We start from the raw sequence: 21,287 nt of genomic DNA, 5'->3' as shown, positions 1-21,287 counted from the left end.
CTATGCTGCTATATCCGCTACAGATAGTTTTTAGATTATGGCGAATTATTTTTTGATGCTGCTGTACCAGTCGTTTACTTCTTTTGTTACATCATCGCCACCCGACGATTTCCACGTTTGCACAAATGTATCAAACGCATCGACTGGGGATTTGCCATAGATGATTTCGTTAAATGTCTGGCTTTCGATTTTGTTCAAGTAGTCCATTTTCGTTTTCATGCTTTGTGTCGTTGGGCCGGTGAACATATCCGGGTACGAGCTATCTTTTTGCGACATTAACACTTTAGCCGCTTCCGGTGTTTGTTTGCCGTAATTGGTCGCTACGTCGCGCTCCAGACGTGTTTCCGGTTTTGCCCCGTTGGCAAGTTTCAGCAACGCATCCATCTGTGCGTTCGGAATGCGTGCGCCGTCACGCACGAGCAAGTAACGTACGCTGTTCACATAACCGCCAGGAATTTTATCGATTGGAACGGTATTGCCAGAGGCATCCAGATCGTAGTCATAGCCTTTAAACAGACCGTTTTTAAACTCGCCTTTGGCATCTGGGTTGGCGAGGTTATCGAACATATAATTTTCGTAGGTGAACAGTGCTTCAGGATGCTTCATATTTTTGTTGATCAAAATGACACCGTTAGTTGTGCTCGTGCCGTGACGCATCGCTTTGCCATTTGGACCGGCTGGAATCGCAATCGGCGTCCAAGCCGCATCCGGTACGTTTTTCACTGTATCTTGCAACGGCCAGCCGCTCATCCAGTATGGACCTGGAATAATGCCTGCTGTCCCTGCAACCGCTGGCTCGGATGTTTTGTTTTCATCCCATAGTGCCGCTTCTTTCGGGATATAGCCTTTGTCGAACCAGTCTTTCAGCTTCGTCAGACCTTGCTTCATCCCCGGCTGTACGGAACCGTATTGCAATGTGCCGTCAGCAGCGACATTCCATTGCTGTGGCAATGTACCGTACGCGCCGAAAATCCACGACGGATCGCCCATCCATGTGTTCATCGATGTTTTGAAACCGATGCTGAGCGGAACGACTTTGTCCGGGGACAGACCGTCTGGGTTTTTGTTTTTAAACGCATCCATTACTTTTTCCAGCTCATCCATATTGGTTGGTGCTTTCATATTCAGCTTGTTCAGCCAATCTTGACGAATCCACAGTACATAATCGTGGTTGTAGGCATAGTCAAGTACCGGGATGCCCATTTTTTTGCCTTCACGGATGTATGGGTTCCATGCGTTCAGGTCTTGTGACATCGCTTTTTTCCATGTAGCAGAAGCGTATTTATCAAATAGCGGACCGACTTCGCTGAACATGCCGGAATCGATCAAATCTTGAGCAAGCTGTGAATCGGTATCACCGATCGTTACGACATCTGGCATTTCCTGACCGGATGACATGGCGAGACGCATTTTAGTAGCAAACGCTCCGTTCGTATCGGTTACTGACCAGAGCGATTTAATATCGATACCAAGCTTATCTTTAGCCCATTTGGTCGCTACGTTATTTTCGATTGATTCACCGTTTTTGAATTGCAATGTTGGGTCTACGCCCCATACAGTCGTTACGGTTACTGGTGGATCGTATTTTTCTTTGTATGCGTTTTCAGTTGTTACCGCTGCGGCTCCATTGCTCGAACTGCCGCCTCCACCGCATGCAGCCAAACTTCCCGCTGTCAGCATCGTGGTTAGCAAAACTGCCGCTATTTTTTTCATTCCCATATTGCTTGCTCCCCCTTCAAGTTAAACACCGTTGTACGTGAACTGTTTTGTTCCATATGTTTATTATACGTGAGGGGTACAGGAGCGCCTATGTCACGAAGTTAACATTCCTGCACCTTTAGCAAGGTGTTGGGGGATTTGGCAAAACAAAAGAGCATATTGCTTTGGAGTGCGGGAATTTACAGTCTTTTCTTAGCTGTAAATTACTGCGACTTCAGCGAAAGCATATGCTCCTAGTTAGTTTTTGGTAGCACCATGTCATGCTGGGCAGCAAATTAGGGTTTACTTAGCTATCCCTAAACTCATTCGGCGTCATGCCGTAATGTTTTTTAAACAGTTTGCTAAAATATTGCGGGTTTTGATAGCCGAGTTCGGCGGTGATTTCGTAGATTTTGCGGTTCGTATGTTTGAGCATGTAGAGCGCTTTTTCCATGCGGATACGAATAATGTAGTCGCCTAAACCTTCGCCGGTTTCGGTTTTGTAAATTTTGGACAGGTAGACCGGGTGCAGATAGACACGGTCAGCGATACTTTTAACAGATACGTCTTGACCTAAGCTATCGGACACGATTTCCTGTACTTGTTTGACGATGCGGCTGCGGCTTGGTTCGGTGTTGGAGCTGCTTTGTTGTACTTCAAGGCGACCGAGCACATTCATACACCAACTCCGCAAACGATCGAGCGAACCGGTAATATGCTGAGCGGCAAAAGGATCAAGACTGCCGGCATCGCTTTCGCCTAGCATATGACCGTGATGGTGAGACATATAGACGAGCGCATTGCTGACGGCAAGGTACACTTCGTACAGATGTTCATGGGTTAATGGTAGTGATTCCAATGAATCGAGCACAGACAGCACTTTGTCACGCGCTCCGTTCCATTGTCCCGATTCCAGCAAATGAATAAGTGTAGGCGGCTTGTACAGTGTCTCCATATATTTGATCACTGCCGGACGTTGTTGAATGCCTTCGGCTTGCTGCAACCAGCGCAAACGAGCGTCGTCGTTTTGAGCGACAGGATGCTGTGCCGAACGCAGCACCTGACGGTACGCCATCGCCATCTCGGTCGGGAATAGAAATGGCTCGCTCACATAGACGGTAAGCTGTATTTTCAAATACGTTGCTGCGCTTGTGATGAGCGTTTGCAATCGTGCTTGGTTATCTGCGTGCGACCGTGCTCCAGTTTGCCAGAGCAGAATTAATCCGCTATGCGGCGTACGACCAAACCAGACTGGATCATGTTCACCGAGCAGCTCGGCAGCGATATTGCCAAGCGCGTATTCTAGCAATCGTGCTTCACTTTCCTCCATACCACGTAATGAACTGCCGGTGGACATGTACAGCATCCGAGTTTGGCGCTGCGGTTGCAGGTTGATCTCATAGCTTTCCAGCCGCTCATACAGCTCGCGCTCACCAAGCTCACGTCCAAGCAGCATATCGCTGAGCAGCCCGTCACGCAGCAATTCCAATTCAGATTGACGGCGATAAGCAAGCCGATTGTATTTGTCGAGTTGACCCCATTCCTGCTCGATCACATCGACCGCTTTACTAACACTTTCTATAAATTGATCATCATCGACCGGTTTTAAAATATAATCGCTGGCGTTCAAACGAATCGCTTTTTGTGCATATTCAAAATCCGAATGCCCGGTCAATACGAGCGAACGTACATGAGGCCAGCTTTTGTTTAGCTCACTAAGCAGCTCTAGTCCATCACGATCCGGCATCCGAATATCGGTGACAACGAGCTCAATTTCATGCTGCCGCAGCAATTGCAGTGCATGATCGACCGAAGCGGCACAATATACTTCATCGATACGCAGTTGTGCCCACGGAATCGTTAACGCGAGACTTTCCGTCACATACGATTCATCATCTACAAGCAAAATATTAACCATATTTATTCCCTTCCCTGATCTCTTTCGTCGGTTATTTCTGAGCTTATCTACTTACTGCATCATATGCATTGCAGTCTCTCCTGTTGTTTCTCCTGTTGTCTGTGCTGCTTCTGCTCGTTCGGCGCGCCAGCTTAACGTCACTTTCAGCCCGCCCAACTCGGAAGCACTGAGCGTTACCCCTGCATCGTCGCCAAACCGCAGCTGCATCCGCTGATGCACATTCCATAGCCCACAGCCCATTTCTGCACCGAGCGGTTCCTGCAAGCTGTTCCATAACTGGAAGCGTCGTTCCTCATCGAGTCCTTTGCCATCGTCTTCGACACTGATCTGCCAGTGCTCGCCATCGCGCCCGCCTTTGATCGTCAATTGACCGGCAGACGAATACGGCTCAATGCCATGAATGACAGCATTTTCCACTAATGGCTGAATTAGCAGCGGCGGAATCGGCACCGCTGTCAGCGCTTGTTCCAGCTCTATCGTATAATGCAGCCGCGACATGCGCATTTGCTGAATCGCCAAATAATTGCTTACAAATGCCATCTCCTCCGCCAGTGGCACGAGATCGCGCTCTTGCCTTGTCGTGTAGCGGTAATATTGAGACAAGTTTTTCGACATTGCAATGACAGCTTGCTGGTTGTTTAGCTTCGCCATACTCGTAATAAATGAGAAACAATTGTAAAAGAAATGCGGATTGATTTGTGATTGCAATTGCTTCAAACGCGCTTCACGCACATGAATTTTCTCCAAATACACATGTTCAAACAGCATTTGAATTTGCGCCACCATCGAATTAAAACGATCCGACAAATAGGCAAATTCATTGCGTCCTTTGGGCGCAATCCGGACTGAATAGTCTTCTTGTTTTAACCGATTAAATCCGGCAATCAGCTGACGCATCGGCACTTGCACTTGCGCATACAACAAATACGAAGCGATACAGCTCATCAACAACAAGACGATCATCGCCAAATAAAACAGATGATTGGAATCATCGATCGGCTTCAAAATATCGTCCAGCGGAATATAGTCGATCATATACCAGCCCGTCGCTTCCGACCGTACGACATTGACCATATACGGTTTGCCGTCCACTTCGATCGTACGGCTTTCCAAATCTTGTAATGGCTGCTCATGCAATGAGGAAATGAGCTCATCGGTCAGCTGATGATCGGCAGAGCGATTGTAGATTGTGCCAAAGGCAGGATTGTAATAAAACGGATCACGCCGGCCGTCGCTTTTGAATTTATCGAGCATGTCTTGAATGTTACCGCTATCAAATTCCACTTTGACGACCGTGCTAATATTGTTCGCTGCTACGGTCGCATTGTATGGTAAAATCGATGTCCATGAAAATTCAAACTCGGTTGATGCGCTGCTCTGTCTCCCCGGCAACTTGCTCACCTGCCAGCCGGAGTGGAAACTTTGCAGCGCTTCTTTTTTGCTAATATCGGTCACATCATTATCGGTAATAAGCCGTTCCAGTGACGGCGAATAGATCGATAGCCGACTGCGCCAGTTGGAGGAACTTTCCTGAATCGCGAGCTTGCTCTGAATGCGTTTAACTAAATTGATCGCATCGAGATTCAAATATCCATTTTGCAAATACAGATCGTTAAAGCTAACGATATCCGGATCATGAATAAGCAAATTCGGCCATGAAGCGAGCAGCTCAATATTCGTATTCACTTGATTTTGAAAAAAGCTGAGCTGATTCATATTCGACTGATTCAGCTCCTTACGCAGCACATTCGCTGTCGTGCGGTTAGAATAACTGTACATTACGATAACAGGAATGAGCATGAGTACGACAAGAATGACAATCTTAGTGAACAGGTTGTAGCGGGACATCCTCTTTGCACTCCTTCATCTTTACCAGCGATAGCCGCCAGTACGACGGATCAAATACATGCCGCCGCGCATTAAAATATAACCGATACCGCTAATAATCAGCATCATCCCGGTAAAGACAAGCATAAAACGTAGCTGTGACGGATCGTTAACGACCGTCATCATATCATTCAGCACATTGTGAGGCTGTGTGAACACATCCCAGCTGTTCCAGCGAATAAAACGTCCGATATAAATGCCAATGCTGCTCAAGATGAGTACGAGCGCCGCAAACAACCAACTACGCCATAAGCCATACCGCTCGGCAATATGTTGCTGCACCGACGATAGCGCATACGTGCCCAAACCAAGCCCAAGCGTACCAGCATTAAAAAACAGAAACAGATGATACCAAAATTCCAAATCTTCAGCAAAACGCCCACTCGGTCGATAATGGACAAACGGATGAATGAGATCGGTCACCAAATACGCTGCATTCGGATAAAAGAACAACCAGCAAATGCCAAGCAATACGATCACAATTTTCCCAACCAGCCTCAACCTCCAGTAACGGCTTAGCGCAATCGCACCGTCTAGCAACAGCGCAAGCAAAGCAGGTACCCAAGCGAGGAAAATGTCCCAATTCAAAAATCGATACAGCTCACGCCCTGTATACACACGCAAATGTGACCCGATCCAGAAGCAAAATAACGTCGCTATGCCCAGCACAACTAGCATCACCAGCTTGCCTATCCACGGCTTTGTTCCCCACACGGTATCATTCATTACCTGCTCCCCCCATCTCTTACTTTGGCACAACTTGACGCAAATTGTTGACACAACTCCTCTACGTACTCGCGGCGCACAAGCCGATCTCGCCACGTTTGCGGAATCGTTTCATAACCGTAATACATACCGGCAAGCCCACCGGTCACCGCTCCGGTCGTATCGGTATCTTCACCTAAATTCACCGCCTGTAGTACCGCTTCACGATAACTGTTCGTATGCAGCAATGTCCACAAACTCGCTTCCAGCGTATGCAGCACATACCCGCTCGACTGGATCGACTGCTGAGGCAATGTTATGAGCGAACCGTTCCAAATGCGCTGAAAACGTTCCATTTCGACATGTTCGCTATACTGCTGCCGGATCGTCTCGCATAGGGCAGTATAATGCTGCGCCAGCGTACGCGTTCTGCCATACTTTAATAGCCCAATCGCAAATTCAATATAAATCACGCCCGCCAAAATGGACACTGGATGCCGATGCGTCAGCGAAGATACACGCCGAATCCATTGGTATCGGGTCGCCATATCCGCCTCTACCAACCGATACGCCAGCGGCAAAATGCGCATTAATGACCCATTGCCATTGCTGTATTCATCCGTACCGCCCGCTTCCTCGGCAACCGTAGCGGGCTGCTCCAAACGCTCAATCGCTTGCCGGGTCGCAATGCCGATATCAAACAGCTCATCATGCGCCGTCCACATTGCTTGGCGATACCATTGGATAAAACGACGCCCCAAATCGTCGGTATTCAGCAGCGGATACATGTGCAGACTATATAACAGACACATCGTCATCGTACTGTCATCCGACCAAGTGCCAGGCGGCTGACGATGCGTGCCATAGCCGATCATATCGGTCGCCGGCTGCCGGGCAATCTCCGAGCGGCTCATAAATTCATACGGTACACCAACCGCATCACCGACAAATAAACCGATGATACCGTCGCGGACGTTCGCAAGTGGATCGCTATGATGCTCCAGATGTTCATTACAATCGTTATGTATATTCATACAGTATGTACTTCCTTTCTGTAAATGATCATTTTAGATATGATAGTAACAACGGCTTGTTGGACTACCGTAGTTACACATCCCAAACACGGTACAAATGATGATATAATCATCTTAATATACAGCTTTCATCCATTATAAGATAGGCACAACGTACAGCTTGGTACGGCATATGCAATCGACATTGTTGGCAGACCGAGCGTACATATTAAGCTGAACTTGAACCAAAGGAGCGAACACCATGATTATCGATATGCAGCATGTCAATTGGCAACGTGAGACAGGGACAATTATTCACGATATTTCCTGGCAAGTGCAGCCGGGAGAGCACTGGTGTTTGCTCGGGCTAAACGGCTCCGGCAAAACGACATTGCTCAATATGATTAATGGATATATATGGCCGACAACCGGTAAAATCGCCGTGCTTGGTGAAACGTATGGTGAAGTCGATCTGCGCGAACATCGCCAAAAAATCGGCTGGGTCAGCACATCGCTACAACAACGTTTGCATGGACGCGATACGGCAGAAAGCATCGTATTAAGCGGCAAATTCGCTTCGATCGGTGTCTACAGCGTCATCGGTGAGCAAGATCAGGAACAGGCACTATCGCTTATGCGTCAACTGGATGCGGATCATCTGACCGGACGCACCTATGATACATTATCTCAAGGGGAGCGGCAACGTATCTTAATTGCGCGTGCGCTAATGGCTGAACCGGAGCTACTTATTTTGGATGAGCCGTGTACAGGGCTGGATATATTCGCTCGGGATCAATTGCTGCATCGTGTACAGCAAATTGCCAATCGTACACAAGCCCCTACATTGATCTATGTGACCCACCATATCGAGGAGATTATGCCTTGTTTTAACAAGACATTGCTGCTGCGTGACGGTCGTGTATTCGATGCAGGTGATACCGCCGCTATGCTCGCTTCGGCGCGTTTGAGCGAATTTTTCGGCACCGAGGTGGACGTTCGTCCTGAGCCGGGCGCACGGTATTCAATTCGGCTGAGCGGGCATGACGCCATTTCGTAAATACCGATAAACGAGCAGAGTGGCTGTTAACTGTACGTTACGGCATTTGGGCTGTACGTTAGATGTACGTTATTGATACAACTCCTTTACTTTTGCACTCTCTATTTTGAATTTCGATTTTCCAGTATTGTCTAATTACGCCCCGGCGAAAGGAGTATTATCATTTATGAAATATCGATATCTTGGTCGCAGTGGCTTACAGGTGTCACTGCTTGGTCTGGGCACCAACTCATTCGGCAAACGCGCCGATCAAAAAACGTCCATCGAAATTTTGCATGCTGCGATCGATAGCGGTGTGAATTTTATCGATACAGCTAATATTTATGCCAACACCGCCTCCGAAGAAATTATCGGGGTAGGGTTAAAAGGAGCGAAACGGCACGAGGTTATTCTAGCGACCAAAGCCGGCTTGCCGCGTGGTGAAGGTGCGAATCAGCGCGGTTCTTCCCGTTATCATTTACAGCGTGAATTGGAAAATAGTCTGCGCCGCTTGCAAACCGATCATATCGATTTGTACCAAATTCATACGTTTGATCCAAACACACCGCTGGAAGAAACGCTACGCACGCTGGAACATATGGTACAATCCGGCAAAGTTCGTTATATCGGCGCCTCCAACTATGCGGCATGGGAGTTAATGAAAGCGCTTGGGCTGAGCGATTGTTTGGGACTGGAACGATTTATCTCGATTCAGACGTCCTATTCGCTTGCCGACCGTACACCAGAGCAGGAATTGACCCCGCTTTGTCTGGATCAAGGTATCGGCATCATTCCGTATTTCCCGCTTGCTGGCGGCATTTTGACCGGTAAATATTCGCAGGAAGATGAAGCTCCGGCTGGCTCGCGTGCCGATAAAGACCCTTCATTTAACCGTCTGATGACAGGCGAGCGCATCGGTCTTGCCGACGGCATCAGTTGGGCAGCCCGTTCGCTCGAGATCGATCCGGCAGTGCTATCGCTCGCCTGGCTAATGGAGCAGCCTGCCGTGTCCAGCATTATTGCTGGCGCAACATGTGTGACGCAATTGAACAACAATTTGCACAGTGTCGATGTTGTGCTAAGCGATAAAATTAAGGCAGAGCTGGAACATCTGAGCAAGCCGTTCCGTTATAGCGAGCCATTCGCCACCTATCGCCTCTGGTAAGCAGCATGATCATCCTTTTTATGTACGTATACCATCGTATATAAGTATGCGGGGATGTAAACATGGATGTGTAATGTGCTCCTCCATGTTTACATCCTTTGCTTGTAAAGATTGCGAGTAGTGGTTTTGTTATAAAATGCGATCCACTTAAACAATAAAATGACAACGCTGAAGGTTTGAAGACACTGCCTAGTAGCTTGTCTCATATATATTCCGAATATGTCTTTGTCATCATCGCTTGATCATGCACGTATTCAGGTACGTTCGAACCTGATTTTTAATGGAGACAAGCTACTAGTAGCTTGTCTCGAATACATTTACAGTTTGTCGATCCAACAATGGCTTGGTGCTGAATCGATTTAGGGACGTTTAAACACAATTTTCATTTGAGACAACCTACTAGTTTTATGCATCTTATCGTCATATTATTTTTTCGTTTCTATCCAAAGGAGGTTATTATATGTCCCAACTATCCAATCATTCGTCCTCTACTCATTCTAATTTTACATATCCAGAGCAAATACAATTTCCACCTGCATTACAGCCTGGCGACAAGATTGCGGTTACCGCTCCGTCCAGTGGAGTCACGGCGCAGCTGCATCATCTTGTTCACAGCATGCGTAATTATTTAACAGCACTTGGTTATGAGCCAGTCATCGGTACTAGCGTCTGGACAGATGACAAATGCGTCAGTTTACCGAAAAAAGAACGTGCTGCCGAGCTGCAAACATTTCTGCTTGATCCGGAGATCAAGGCGATTATTCCACCGTGGGGCGGCGAATTTTTAATGGAATTGCTGCCACTGCTAGATTGGCAGCAAATTCGGACATTACCGCCCACATGGATTCTGGGTTTTTCGGATACGAGTACATTAACATTTGTATATACTTTGTATACTGGTTATGGCAGTGCTCATGGGCCGAGCGGAGTCGATATTGCGCGTGCGGATGACGAGACTACAGCGCGCTGGCATGATCTATTGACCGCTGTAGCCGGACAACCGATCGAACAGCAGTCGTCTGCTCATTATCAATCCAAAAGTGATTTTAGCAAGCCAAGATTCAATTTCGATGCACCGACAAGCTGGGAAATTCTCGGTCAGGAAAAGCAAATCGGTGCGAAGGTTAGCGTATCCGGTCGATTGCTGGGCGGCTGTCTGGACGTACTGACACCGCTCATAGGAACCGTTTGGGCACCTGTTCCTTCTTTTATTGAGCAGTATGGAAAAGAAGACGGCATCATCTGGTATGTGGAAAGCTGTGAGATGAACGCCGCCGATATTTACCGTCATCTATGGCAATTGCAGCAAAATGGTTGGTTCCAGCATACCCGTGCTGTGCTGATCGGTCGCCCTGCTGGTTATGCACCAGTGAAAAATTTCAAGCTGATCGATGCGCTGCACAGTGCATTTGACGAGTTGGATTTCCCGGTCATCTACAATGTGGACATCGGTCATATTCCGCCGCAGATCACGTTAATAAACGGTGCGAAAGCGGAGCTTACGGTCACAGATGGCAAAGGAACGATTGTGCAGACGCTGGCTTGAGCATAAAGGCTGGTTAAACGTCGCAAAATAACAATGACGATCTGTTACAATTTTGTATCAGCAGTTAGGCAATTCCCATTGCTATGTCAGATACGAATTGGGATACGTTAGAATGAATGTTCATTAAAATCCCCTGTGCTGCTCACATCTACACACTGACCGTCGCCTACCGGAACGTTGAACATGATCCGTGAGCTGGTCAATGTATGCTCCACATGTAGCCACAGGGGATTTGTATCATTTTTTATGTGCCATTAGATGTAAAATCCAATGCAAACCCGCATAGCCCAAACAAGCGCCAATCGTGTTTAGCATTATATCATCCACATCAAATGTGCCACGTCTCGTTATAAACTGCAATATCTCCAGCAACAAAATGAACAGCGCAAATCCACCCGCAAAAGGCAACAATCGTACGCTACGCACTAATGGAATGAACAATCCAAACGGCACAAACACAGCGATATTGCCTAGTACATTAATCCATTGATCCATCACCGTGCCAATACGCATCGTTGCAAAGTCGGCAATCGTACGCAGCGGAATCACATTATACCGATACGGCGTATCCTCATCTGGCGCATGACGACCAAATCCGAAAAACATCCAATACAGTAGCAGCAACGTATAACCGATCACCAAGAACGTCGCGTGTCTCTTATTCATCCTAAAGCGCTCATCGAATGTGGGAACTGCTGCTGATTCGGCAATTTCCCTTCATAAATAAAAGCTAGATCATGCCCATGTTGCGGCTGTTCAGACGATTCCTCCACCATTAGACCACTGATTTCGGCGACTTTCTGGCAGTTCGTTTCATAGTGATTTTCGATAATATAACGCAGGATCGGTTGCTCAATCACAGCGCCAATCTCCTCCTCAACTTCGCGAACGACTGTATCGATACTTTGCTCCCCATATTCCATCGTGCCACCTACAGGACGATACATCATGCGTCCGCTACTGGCATACACCGTTTCCTGAAACAGATACCGTCCTGCCTGCTCAAACAGGCACAGACAGCATATGCGTATTGGCATCGTTATGACTCCTTTACTATGTAAGAGCGCTTATGTAAATCGCTCCAGCGCAGCGCAGTCTCACGGTATAATTGACCGCCGATTTTGATCGTTTGCTCCTTGTAAGGTACAGCTCCGTAATGCTCATAAAAGCGTACAGTCGGATTGTCGCGCAATGCCCAGACGATCACATGATCATAATGCTGTTGTTGCATCCATTGCAGCATCAGGGATAACAATCGCCCGCCCCAGCCGTTCCCTTGCACTGACGATAGCAAATACAGCGCGTAGATTTCCCCCTCACGCTGTCGATGTGATACGGCTAGTTCACGGCTAGTTCCGCCGCTAATAAAACCGGTAATGATACCCCTTTCATCCTCTAATACTAACAGTTGATACTGCTCGTCCATTCGTTTCAATTGCTCCTGCCATGCCTGCTGACGCTGTGACACGGATAATTGCTGCAAATACGCCATATCCAGCAAACCGGCATAAGTCGTCTGCCAGCTATGCACATGAACGATGGCAATGCCTACTTCATCGCCCGGTCTAGCATGGCGGATGATCATACGGTACGACCTCCTTTGGCTATGTGGATCATATCGTTATATTGGATATTTGATTCCTATTCATCATCTCATAACCGTCTAACGTTCAACATACCGATTAACGAATCAAATGCAGGCAAAAGTCCAAATCTGCTTGTAAATGCTCCTTCATCAGCTTCTCCGCCGTATCGCCGTCATGCGCTTGAATCGCTTCGCAAATACGCGCATGTTCTTCAATCAGAAACGGTCGATCATGCAGCACAACTTTTTGCCGGAACAAGTAAATAACCGATTGCATCTGGTCAAACAGATCGATCATCCGCGTATTGTTGCTCGCTTGCATAATGAGCTCATGAAATTCGCGATTGGCTTCCATAATCTCGTCCTTGCTGCCTTCCCGTCCAATTTGCACACAATGCTTCAGCTTATCCAGCTCGGTGGCAGACAGAAAGGTGGCAGCACTGCGAGCGGCATACCCTTCCAGCAACATTCGCAATTCAAACGTATTGCGCAAATCCGTTTCCGTCAGTTTGACTACTCGTTTGTTGACGATTAGCCCTTCTTGCTCCAACTTGCGGATCGCTTCGCGAATCGGTGTGCGACTGACACCTAACTCGGCAGCCAGCTTTTCCTCTACCAGCTTCGTTCCTTGTGTTAAATGACCGTTCAAAATCATATCCCGCAGCACTTCATACGATTGCGCATAAGCGGAACGTGTTTTGTTATAATCCTGTTCCATTGTTGTTCACCTCTATTGTTTACTTTAGCGAAAATCATTTTAATGCACAACCTAATCACAAACAGCTTTTAGCGCTCCAAATTTAAAAAGAATACATTTTAGATAAAAATGTATACAAAAATTAAATTATTGTGTACAATAACTTTCAAATAGAGATTGATATCGCTTTCAAAATAAGATCGGAGGAAATACAGATGCAAAAACGTTTAGGCTTTATCGGACTCGGCATTATGGGACGCCCAATGGTCAGTAACTTGCTACAAGCTGGTTATGAGGTAAAAGTATTCGATATTAATACAGCCGCCGTAGATACATTGGTGTCGCAAGGCGCTAGCAGCGGAACGACGCCAGCAGAAGTCGCGATGCAAAGCGAAATTATTTTTACGATGCTCCCCAACTCCAGTCATGTACAGCAAGTCGTACTCGGCGAGAATGGTGTACTGCAAGGCGCTATTCCAGGCAGCATTATTGTCGATATGAGTTCAATCTCGCCTGTCATCTCGCGCGACATCGCCGCAGCTGTACAAACTGCCGGTTTACACATGATCGACGCACCTGTCAGCGGCGGTGAACCGAAAGCGATTGATGGTACGCTGGCGATTATGGCGGGCGGAGATGAGAGCGTATTCAATTCCGTTTTGCCGGTACTGGAAGTGATGGGCAGTCAGGTCATTCGAGTCGGAGCTAACGGTTCCGGCACAACCGCTAAACTGGCAAATCAGATTATCGTGAATCTAAATATCGCTGCTATGTCAGAGGCACTCGTCTTCGCCGCTAAAGCTGGTATCGATATTGGTAAGATGTATGAGGCGATTCGCAGCGGTCTGGCAGGTAGTGCGGTACTGGATGCCAAAGTACCGCTCATTTTGGAACGCAATTTTGTCGCTGGCGGACGGATCGATATTAATCTGAAAGATATGACCAATGTCATGGAAACGGCGCATGACATCGGAGTGCCGCTACCACTGAGCAGCCAGCTGTTGGAAATCTTCCATGCGTTAAAAGTAGACGGCAAAGCGGCAGATGATCACGGCGGAATCGTGCAGTATTTTGAAAAATTAGCGGGCGTTGAGGTTCGAGCAAATTCCACAGATTAATACGGGCGATCTGCTGTTTACTGGCATGATTGTATCGCGGATCATTGGCATGACTGTATAGGCTAAGCATCATTTTCACGGACACTCACCGATTCATCGCCCCTTATCCGCGCGCCGTACACATATTATCAAAATGACGACATGAGGTGAACAGGATGAACATCCATTCTTCCAAAACAACACTGGAACAACTTACACAGCACCTTCCCGCGGAAGCCCCGCTGGCTGGTGCAAGGCAGCAGATTGCAGAGTGGCAACAGCAACGCAATCGTAAAATCATCGTGCTCGATGATGATCCAACCGGTGTGCAGACGGTACATGATATTTATGTACTGACACAGTGGGATGAACAACTATTACGACAGGCTTTTCTCGCGTCAGAGCCAGTATTTTATATTTTAACCAATACACGTGGCATGGATGCGGAGAACGCTGAGCGAATCAATCGCGAGATTGCCGCCAATGTATGCAAAGTGGCGGACGAGGTCGGACAGGAATTTACCTTTGTTAGCCGTAGTGATTCGATGTTGCGCGGGTATTATCCGCTGGAAATTGATGTACTGACAGAGGAAATTTCACAGCGGCAAGGCTATTGTTTTGACGGGCATCTGATCATTCCAGCTTTCTTGGAAGGTGGACGATTTACGATTAACAATACCCACTATATGCTGGATCACGATGTGCTGGTACCAGTGCACGAAACCGAATTTGCGCAGGATCGCGTATTTGGATATAACAACGGCGATCTTACGGAATGGGTAGCGGAGAAAACAGCAAATCGCTTCACCACTTCCCAATGTCTAGTCATTTCGCTAGCACAGTTGCGCCGTCACCCACAACAGGTCGATGCGCTACTGATGCAAGCAACTGACAATGTGCCTATTATCGTCAATGTCATTTCCTATGCAGATATGGATTTATTGTCGCTAGCACTGCTGCGTGCAGAGCAAAACGGAAAACGCTTTATTTTCCGTACAGCAGCATCATTCGTCAAATCGTATGCTGGCATTAGCGATGTGGATTACGTGCCTGCGGAGCGGCTCATTGCGGATGCACAAAGTAAACACGGCGGGATCGTCATCGTCGGCTCGTATGTACAGAAGACGACACGTCAGTTGGAGCAATTATTGCAACTGGATCATGTGCTCGGATTGGAAATGAATGTCGAGCATCTACTCGACGATGCCAACCGTGAACAGGAAATTCAGCGTGTGCAAGTTGAAGCGAATACGCATTTGTCCAATGGAACCGATGTCGTTGTGTACAGCAGTCGCCGCCTCATTACCGCGAATAGCAACGCGGACAATTTCCAAATTAGTGCTACCGTTTCTGCGGCGCTAGTGCATATTGTGCAATCGTTACAAGTTGCTCCCAAGTTCATCATCGCCAAAGGTGGCATTACTTCAAGCGATGTCGCTACCCGCGGTCTGTCTATCAAGCGCGCGCTGGTGCTTGGGCAGGTGAGCGCCGGCATCCCGGTCTGGCTCACCGGTGCAGAAGCTAAATTTAATGGCATTCCGTATATCGTCTTCCCCGGTAATGTCGGCAACGATACAACGCTACGGGAAACGATCGAAACGATCCAACAGCAGCACTCGTAAATTCAACTCGGTACATGGAGGGCATCGCTCTCCTTACCGAATGTATGCAGGAGGGGAAAACAATGTACGCTGTATTCGGTTTAAGTCATCATACGAGTCTGCTGCTCTATGCAGCCATCTCCATTATCGGGCTGATCGTACTGATTGCCCGCTTCAAAATGAATCCGTTTATCGCGCTCATTGTCGGCGCGGTATTCATGGGTTTGATCGCAGGTATGCCGCTCAAAACTATCGTTAGCTCGTTTCAGGAAGGGGTCGCTAGCGTACTCGGTTTTATCGCTATTGTGCTCGGGCTTGGTACGATGCTCGGTAAGCTGATGGCAGAATCCGGCGGTGCCGAGCGCATTGCCAATACGATGGTACGCGTCTTTGGCGAGAAAAATGTCCATTGGGCGATGATGGTTGTCGCGGTCATTTGCGGAATTCCGGTATTTATTCAGGTCGGTATCGTGCTGCTGTTCCCGCTCGTCTTCGTAATCGCCAAAAAGACCGGCACCTCATTGATCAAAATTGGTATCTCCCTGCTCGCCGGACTTGCGGTTGTGCATAGTCTGATCCCGCCGCATCCGGCGGCAATGCTAGCAGTCGGCATCTTCAACGCCGATGTAGGTAAAACCATTTTCCTCGCGTTGATCGTATCCATCCCGGCAGCAGCCATTGCCGGCCCGCTCTACGGTAGCTGGATTTCCAAAAAGATTGCGATCCAGGGCAACAGCGAACTGATGGAACAATTTACCGAAACGAAGCAAAAAGAACTGCCAGGCTTTGGCATTACCTTATTTACAATTTTACTGCCGGTTATTCTAATGCTGATTTCAACGGTTGTCAGTCTGATTTTGCCGGAAACGAATATGTTCCGTCAGATAGTTGATTTTATCGGCAGTCCGGTCATTGCGCTATTGATCGCGCTGCTGTTCTCCTTATATTCGTTTGGTTATGCACGCGGCTTTAACAGTAAGCAATTGCTGACGTTTACGAATGATTGTCTCGGTCCGGTTGCTGCCATCGTACTGCTGATCGGTGCAGGCGGCGGCTTTAACAAAATTCTGACCGCCAGCGGGGTCGGTGACGCTATCGCTGCCTTTGCTCAGACAGCGCATCTGTCGCCATTACTGCTCGCCTTTTTAATCGCCGGTCTGATTCGCGCAGCTGTCGGCTCGGCTACGGTCGCTATGACGACGGCTGCCGGTATCGTGGCACCGATTGCCGTTGCGATGCCGGGGGTTAGTCCTGAATTGCTCGTACTCGCTACCGGCGCAGGATCGATTATTTTATCCCATGTGAACGATTCGGGCTTCTGGATTGTGAAGCAGTATCTGAATCTGTCCGTACCTGATACGTTAAAAACATGGACAGTGATGGAGACGTTACTCGGTTTTGTCGCTTTTGGGATCGTGATGATTTTGAGTGTGTTTGTATCATAACCAAAACACTTCCTGCTTGGAAAGGCATAGCTTGGTAACAACCACGCCGCTTTTTCCAGTAGGAAGTGTTTTCGTATGCGTTTTATATATACATAGCTGGATCGTTTACTTCTCCACATCATCGAGCTGCCAAGCTTTGTAACCGATCAGATAGAAATCTGCGAGATCAGCCCGTCCGGTACTGCGAAAACGCCGCTCCGCTTCCTCGATCGTAACTACAGCCACCGTCTCAATCTGTTCTCCATCCGGCGGATTAAGCGGCTGTCCATCCAGACGCACCTGCCCATATCCAGCCATTCGAATAAAATAAGGATGTGGAATATGGGCACGATACGCCGTCGCAGCCGCCGACTTACATTCAAAACAACCAAATAGCGTATAATCGAGCAGCTCACCACCCATTTCTTCCCGCACTTCACGCCGTAATCCTTCCAGTGGCAATTCGCCCGGTTCCAACGTTCCGCCCGGTAATTCCCAGCGTCCATCGGTCAAACGAATCATTACGACCTGATCCCCGACCAGCGGCATGATCGATACATTGCTAACGAGCGCCTGCTGAGCTGGACGTAAAGCGGTGCGCGGACGAAAATGCGCAGTAACAGGTCCCCACTGAATCGGCGCACATAATGCAGGTAGAGAACGCCAATACTGCTCCATTGCCAGTGTGTGACAGGCGGCTGCCAGCCACGGATGAACGACAGCCAGCTTGCCTCGTTCGCTAAGCATTGCGCGCATATACACATCAATCGCCTGTTCGAGCGATACATCCGCTACCGCTCGCATGGCGGCGATATACGGCGCTGCATCCGAATCCGCCCATGACAATTTATCGGCAACGAACAATAGTTTATCGAGCAGCTCCAAATCGCCGCGCAATGTCGTATGACAGTCAATCACTTGCAACAGCATGTCATCGTCATAGCCCATCACATGCTCGGCAATCCATGCCGACAGCCGCTGATGCAGCAAAAATGGAACTTGACGCTCTGCTTCAACGGTGGCTAGTCCATACTGACAAGCGAGCGTCCATTGGGCTGCATCAGGTATAACGGTTGATACATCATGTAGCCAGCCTGCCAGCACCGCCAGCTCTGTATCGACATTATAGCGTCTGGCAAGCCGCTGCGCCTCGGCAGCTACCGCCTGACAATGCGCCCATGTATCCGGCTGTCCGTTATAATTAAATATCCGCTCGATGTAACGATCGACCGTCTCCCCTGACTCATAAACGGGAAAATATCGCACCAGCTCGGCAGGCACTATAATCGCTCCAAGCTTCCATGCTGCTGATGACATCTATGCACACGCTCCTGTCGCTCATTTCTTCTGTTTGCATGAACCACATTATACACCCGTGCCTTCTGACAAAACAAACAGGCTCATCGCCCGGCTATGTGCAGTGACTGCAACAACCGACTAGCGATAAACCTGCTTGTGCAAAACGGCGGAACCTGGTACCTTGACCGAGATTCATTTGAGTGTTGAAGCTAGCTCAAGCTATTGTTCATCAGGATTCCAGTGCATGATCAAAATTAACATTTAACTTGGTCAACCTACTAGTAGGCTGTCTCAAATGGAAATTGCTTTTAAGCGTCCCTAAATCGATTCATCATCAAGCAATGGTTAGATCGACAAACCGTAAATGTATTCGAGACAAGTCACTAGTAGCTTGTCTCACCTAAAGTACGATTAAATGTATCTCATTACAGCTTGCTATCGTCAATCCCGTTCAGCCAGCTCTCGATCTCATCAATAACGGAAGCGACGCAACCTTGTTCAAACGGCGAGATCAGACCTGCCACTTCTACTAATCCGGTAAACGATTTGCTGCCACCCTGTTTGCACAGATTCACATAATCCGCCCATGCTGCCTTTTGATCCTGATGCATCTTTTTCCAGAACTGGAATGCACAGATTTGAGCGAGTGTGTAGTCGATATAATAAAATGGCGCTTCGTAAATATGCCCTTGTTTTTGCCAGAAGCCGCCTGCCGCCAAATACGCATTGTCGCTCTGATCCCAGAACGGCAAATATTTCGCTTCTACCGCTTTCCAGGCTGCTTTGCGCTCGGCTGGCGTAAAGTCTGGATGATCATAAATCACATGCTGGAATTCATCCACCGCAACGCCATACGGAATAAAGTTCAGCGCACTGGACAAATGATCGAATTTGTACTTATCCGTATCTTCCTTAAAAAACAGCTCCATCCACGGCCATGTAAAAAACTCCATGCTCATCGAATGAATTTCCGCCGCTTCATAGGTAGGCCAAATATATTCTGGCACTTCAAAATGACGGCTCTCATACACTTGGAACGCATGTCCCATTTCATGGGTCAGCACATCGATATCACCGGAAGTTCCGTTAAAGTTGGCGAAAATAAACGGTGTTTGATAATCGTTCAGAAACGTGCAATAACCGCCGCCCATTTTGCCTTTTTTGCTGAGCAGGTCCATCAGTTCATTTTCCTGCATCATCCGATAAAAAGCATCGATTTCCGGCGACAACTCGGCGTACATTTTGGCACCATTGTTAATGATAAAGTCCGCATCGCCCTTCGGTGTCGGGTTGCCGCTCTCAAAGCTGAACGACTGGTCAAAATACGCCAGCCGATCCAAACCGAGGCGTTGCCGTTGACGCTCTTTCAACCGTGCCGCTGCCGGTACGATATACTCCTGTACTTGCTTACGGAAAGCCGCTACTTGCTCTGGGCCGTAATCGGTACGATTCATACGCGCATAAGCGAGTTCGGTAAATGTGTTAAAGCCTAGCTTGCGTGCGATCGTCGTCCGCACTTTAACGAGCTCATCGTAAATGCGATCAAGTTCTGCACTATTTTCCGCCATAAATCCGTAACGCGCTTCACCGGCGCGCTGGCGCATCGAACGATCTTTGGACTGCTCGAATGGTGCGAGCTGGGTTAGCGTACGTTCTTCGCCTTCAAACGGGATTTTCGCTGAAGCGATCAATTGTCCGTAGGCGGTCGTTAATTTATTTTCCTGTTGCAGATCAACGATAATGTCAGGATGGAATGTGTTCAGCGTTAACGCTGCGGAGTCAAACAGTTGCTTACCCCATTTTTGTTCCAGCTCCGTACGGAAAGCGGAATGTACAAGCGCTTTGTAATAGCTGTCTATGTACTCCTGAAATACAGGACCCACTTCATCCATAAACTCCTGTTCAGCTTTGTAAAATTCGTCTTCCGTATTAATGGAGTGACGTACCGAAACGAGCTGGGTTTGGGTGGAAAAGGTATTGACCAGCTTGTTAATGTCCGCCATCGCTTGATCCTGCTCTGTAAAACTAGACGCTTCTTTAAAGCGATTGAGCAGCAGCTCAAAATTCGTTTTCAGCTCATCCATATTAGGACGTTCATAAGTAAACTCGCTAAACTTCATGCACTTGCACCTCACTGTAATAATCTCGGAATGTACCGGCTAACTCTATGTTACTAAATTTCACACCAGGTGAACAGATTTTTTATCCGCTGGTCGAATAAAAATGCAAAGCAGTTTACCATTCATCCATATAAACTGCGGGTCACCAGTCGATGCTGTTATTTGGATATGCAAATATTCCCATTGTGTTTTGGGTGATATATTATATTGTGTTTTATTGTGTGTTTAATATTCACAGTATTAATGGTGGACTGTCACAAGTATAGGAATCTACATTTATTTCTTCCTTGTAGATTTTTTAGTGGAGGCGGGAATCTGTAACTCGTTCCGGCACTACGGTGGGTGGTGTCTAGCATATCAAGTTTGCGTACATGTCCTAAGTGGGCTGTCTCAAATAAAAACTTTGTTTGAACGTACCTTGACCGATTCATCATCAAGCGATGGTTAGATAGGCAAGCTGTAAATGTATTTGATACAAGCTACTAGGGCGTGTACG

At 47.8% G+C, this 21,287-nt stretch carries 17 protein-coding genes; 6 read left to right on the top strand and 11 right to left on the bottom strand.

Going from position 1 to position 21,287, the window contains the following annotated elements; translation table 11 throughout:
- Positions 1-45: 45 nt before the first annotated feature.
- From U1I11_RS09305 to U1I11_RS09285, 5 genes are all read right to left on the bottom strand, one after another.
- Positions 46-1,719, bottom strand: a complete 1,674-nt coding sequence (locus U1I11_RS09305; protein WP_322905820.1) for a type 2 periplasmic-binding domain-containing protein — start codon at positions 1,717-1,719, stop codon at positions 46-48.
- Between the two features lie 286 nt (positions 1,720-2,005).
- Positions 2,006-3,616 carry a response regulator gene (locus tag U1I11_RS09300; RefSeq protein WP_322905819.1) on the bottom strand — a complete coding sequence of 537 codons (1,611 nt, stop codon included), beginning with the start codon at positions 3,614-3,616 and terminating at the stop codon, positions 2,006-2,008.
- 51 nt (positions 3,617-3,667) lie between these two features.
- A complete protein-coding gene (locus tag U1I11_RS09295; RefSeq protein ID WP_322905818.1) occupies positions 3,668-5,464 on the bottom strand; it encodes a sensor histidine kinase in 1,797 nt (598 codons plus the stop codon).
- Positions 5,465-5,485: 21 nt separating this feature from the next.
- Positions 5,486-6,229: a DUF1361 domain-containing protein gene (locus U1I11_RS09290; protein ID WP_322905817.1), complete on the bottom strand. Its 744-nt coding sequence runs from the start codon at positions 6,227-6,229 to the stop codon at positions 5,486-5,488.
- Entirely contained in the window at positions 6,229-7,242 is a 1,014-nt protein-coding gene (locus tag U1I11_RS09285) for an ADP-ribosylglycohydrolase family protein (protein WP_322905816.1), read from the bottom strand. The genes U1I11_RS09290 and U1I11_RS09285 overlap by 1 nt, the downstream gene beginning before the upstream one ends.
- Positions 7,243-7,483: 241 nt before the next feature.
- On the opposite strand from U1I11_RS09285, the gene U1I11_RS09280 reads away from it, so the two are divergent.
- The 3 genes from U1I11_RS09280 to U1I11_RS09270 all read left to right on the top strand — a co-directional run bounded on the left by U1I11_RS09280 (position 7,484) and on the right by U1I11_RS09270 (position 10,968).
- Positions 7,484-8,278, top strand: coding sequence for an ABC transporter ATP-binding protein (locus U1I11_RS09280; RefSeq protein ID WP_322905815.1), 795 nt, complete (start codon positions 7,484-7,486; stop codon positions 8,276-8,278).
- Positions 8,279-8,444: 166 nt separating this feature from the next.
- Positions 8,445-9,422: an aldo/keto reductase gene (locus U1I11_RS09275; RefSeq protein WP_322905814.1), complete on the top strand. Its 978-nt coding sequence runs from the start codon at positions 8,445-8,447 to the stop codon at positions 9,420-9,422.
- A gap of 460 nt (positions 9,423-9,882) precedes the next feature.
- The gene (locus U1I11_RS09270; protein ID WP_322905813.1) at positions 9,883-10,968 is read left to right on the top strand and encodes a S66 family peptidase; all 1,086 of its coding nucleotides are present in this window, start codon (positions 9,883-9,885) and stop codon (positions 10,966-10,968) included.
- Between the two features lie 237 nt (positions 10,969-11,205).
- Here U1I11_RS09270 and U1I11_RS09265 read toward each other — a convergent pair whose 3' ends face one another.
- From U1I11_RS09265 to U1I11_RS09250, 4 genes are all read right to left on the bottom strand, one after another.
- On the bottom strand, positions 11,206-11,634 hold the full coding sequence (locus tag U1I11_RS09265; RefSeq protein ID WP_322905812.1) for a VanZ family protein: 429 nt from the start codon (positions 11,632-11,634) through the stop codon (positions 11,206-11,208).
- The gene (locus U1I11_RS09260) at positions 11,631-12,005 is read right to left on the bottom strand and encodes an NUDIX domain-containing protein (RefSeq protein WP_322905811.1); all 375 of its coding nucleotides are present in this window, start codon (positions 12,003-12,005) and stop codon (positions 11,631-11,633) included. Before U1I11_RS09260 ends, U1I11_RS09265 begins: the two co-directional genes overlap by 4 nt.
- 2 nt (positions 12,006-12,007) lie before the next feature.
- Complete coding sequence (locus U1I11_RS09255; protein ID WP_322905810.1) at positions 12,008-12,553, bottom strand: GNAT family N-acetyltransferase; 546 nt, start codon at positions 12,551-12,553, stop codon at positions 12,008-12,010.
- Positions 12,554-12,650: 97 nt separating this feature from the next.
- On the bottom strand, positions 12,651-13,271 hold the full coding sequence (locus U1I11_RS09250) for a GntR family transcriptional regulator (protein WP_322905809.1): 621 nt from the start codon (positions 13,269-13,271) through the stop codon (positions 12,651-12,653).
- A gap of 194 nt (positions 13,272-13,465) precedes the next feature.
- Between U1I11_RS09250 and garR the strand changes: the two genes are divergently transcribed.
- From garR to U1I11_RS09235, 3 genes are all read left to right on the top strand, one after another.
- Positions 13,466-14,368: a 2-hydroxy-3-oxopropionate reductase gene (garR, locus tag U1I11_RS09245; RefSeq protein ID WP_322905808.1), complete on the top strand. Its 903-nt coding sequence runs from the start codon at positions 13,466-13,468 to the stop codon at positions 14,366-14,368.
- Positions 14,369-14,523: 155 nt separating this feature from the next.
- Entirely contained in the window at positions 14,524-15,969 is a 1,446-nt protein-coding gene (locus U1I11_RS09240) for a four-carbon acid sugar kinase family protein (protein ID WP_322905807.1), read from the top strand.
- Positions 15,970-16,031: 62 nt separating this feature from the next.
- The gene (locus U1I11_RS09235; RefSeq protein ID WP_322905806.1) at positions 16,032-17,393 is read left to right on the top strand and encodes a GntP family permease; all 1,362 of its coding nucleotides are present in this window, start codon (positions 16,032-16,034) and stop codon (positions 17,391-17,393) included.
- A gap of 105 nt (positions 17,394-17,498) precedes the next feature.
- On the opposite strand, the gene yqeK is transcribed toward U1I11_RS09235, so the two are convergent.
- Together yqeK and U1I11_RS09225 are read right to left on the bottom strand one after the other, a co-directional pair.
- The gene (gene yqeK / locus U1I11_RS09230; protein ID WP_322905805.1) at positions 17,499-18,689 is read right to left on the bottom strand and encodes a bis(5'-nucleosyl)-tetraphosphatase (symmetrical) YqeK; all 1,191 of its coding nucleotides are present in this window, start codon (positions 18,687-18,689) and stop codon (positions 17,499-17,501) included.
- Positions 18,690-19,096: 407 nt separating this feature from the next.
- On the bottom strand, positions 19,097-20,791 hold the full coding sequence (locus U1I11_RS09225; protein ID WP_322905804.1) for a M3 family oligoendopeptidase: 1,695 nt from the start codon (positions 20,789-20,791) through the stop codon (positions 19,097-19,099).
- Positions 20,792-21,287 lie beyond the last annotated feature (496 nt).

Origin of the sequence: Paenibacillus campi, assembly GCF_034659835.1 — a bacterium.
GTDB classification, from domain to species: Bacteria; Bacillota; Bacilli; order Paenibacillales; family Paenibacillaceae; genus Saccharibacillus; species Saccharibacillus campi.
This window is presented reverse-complemented; position numbering and strand designations above follow the sequence as displayed.

Excerpts from the sequence above, each read along its gene's own strand:
- U1I11_RS09275 (WP_322905814.1), top strand. The coding sequence starts at position 8,445 with ATGAAATATCGATATCTTGGTCGCAGTGGCTTACAGGTGTCACTGCTT.
- U1I11_RS09285 (WP_322905816.1), bottom strand. The coding sequence starts at position 7,242 with ATGAATATACATAACGATTGTAATGAACATCTGGAGCATCATAGCGAT.
- U1I11_RS09290 (WP_322905817.1), bottom strand. The coding sequence starts at position 6,229 with ATGAATGATACCGTGTGGGGAACAAAGCCGTGGATAGGCAAGCTGGTG.
- U1I11_RS09240 (WP_322905807.1), top strand. The coding sequence starts at position 14,524 with ATGAACATCCATTCTTCCAAAACAACACTGGAACAACTTACACAGCAC.
- U1I11_RS09280 (WP_322905815.1), top strand. The coding sequence starts at position 7,484 with ATGATTATCGATATGCAGCATGTCAATTGGCAACGTGAGACAGGGACA.
- U1I11_RS09265 (WP_322905812.1), bottom strand. The coding sequence starts at position 11,634 with ATGAATAAGAGACACGCGACGTTCTTGGTGATCGGTTATACGTTGCTG.
- yqeK (WP_322905805.1), bottom strand. The coding sequence starts at position 18,689 with ATGTCATCAGCAGCATGGAAGCTTGGAGCGATTATAGTGCCTGCCGAG.
- U1I11_RS09225 (WP_322905804.1), bottom strand. The coding sequence starts at position 20,791 with ATGAAGTTTAGCGAGTTTACTTATGAACGTCCTAATATGGATGAGCTG.
- U1I11_RS09255 (WP_322905810.1), bottom strand. The coding sequence starts at position 12,553 with ATGATCATCCGCCATGCTAGACCGGGCGATGAAGTAGGCATTGCCATC.
- U1I11_RS09295 (WP_322905818.1), bottom strand. The coding sequence starts at position 5,464 with ATGTCCCGCTACAACCTGTTCACTAAGATTGTCATTCTTGTCGTACTC.
- U1I11_RS09305 (WP_322905820.1), bottom strand. The coding sequence starts at position 1,719 with ATGGGAATGAAAAAAATAGCGGCAGTTTTGCTAACCACGATGCTGACA.
- U1I11_RS09235 (WP_322905806.1), top strand. The coding sequence starts at position 16,032 with ATGTACGCTGTATTCGGTTTAAGTCATCATACGAGTCTGCTGCTCTAT.
- U1I11_RS09300 (WP_322905819.1), bottom strand. The coding sequence starts at position 3,616 with ATGGTTAATATTTTGCTTGTAGATGATGAATCGTATGTGACGGAAAGT.
- U1I11_RS09270 (WP_322905813.1), top strand. The coding sequence starts at position 9,883 with ATGTCCCAACTATCCAATCATTCGTCCTCTACTCATTCTAATTTTACA.
- U1I11_RS09250 (WP_322905809.1), bottom strand. The coding sequence starts at position 13,271 with ATGGAACAGGATTATAACAAAACACGTTCCGCTTATGCGCAATCGTAT.
- U1I11_RS09260 (WP_322905811.1), bottom strand. The coding sequence starts at position 12,005 with ATGCCAATACGCATATGCTGTCTGTGCCTGTTTGAGCAGGCAGGACGG.
- garR (WP_322905808.1), top strand. The coding sequence starts at position 13,466 with ATGCAAAAACGTTTAGGCTTTATCGGACTCGGCATTATGGGACGCCCA.